Genomic DNA, 384 nt, shown 5'->3' on the forward strand with positions numbered 1-384 from the left:
TGTGGAGTCGTTGTTGAAATACCACTCTGATCGGATTGGATGTCTAACCTTGGCCCATGATCTGGGTTGGGGACAGTGCCTGGTGGGTAGTTTAACTGGGGCGGTTGCCTCCCAAAATGTAACGGAGGCGCCCAAAGGTTCCCTCAGCCTGGTTGGCAATCAGGTGGTGAGTGTAAGTGCACAAGGGAGCTTGACTGTGAGACAGACATGTCGAACAGGGACGAAAGTCGGGACTAGTGATCCGGCACCTACTTGTGGATGTGGTGTCGCTCAACGGATAAAAGGTACCCCGGGGATAACAGGCTGATCTTCCCCAAGAGTCCATATCGACGGGATGGTTTGGCACCTCGATGTCGGCTCGTCGCATCCTGGGGCTGGAGTAGG

At 54.9% G+C, this 384-nt stretch carries 1 rRNA gene; it reads left to right on the forward strand.

Features of this window, described 5'->3' with window-relative positions:
- A 23S ribosomal RNA gene (locus HMPREF2993_RS04790) occupies positions 1 to 384 on the forward strand; the annotation flags it as partial.

The organism is Corynebacterium sp. HMSC068G04 (assembly GCF_001814885.1).
Taxonomy (GTDB): Bacteria; Actinomycetota; Actinomycetes; order Mycobacteriales; family Mycobacteriaceae; genus Corynebacterium; species Corynebacterium hiratae.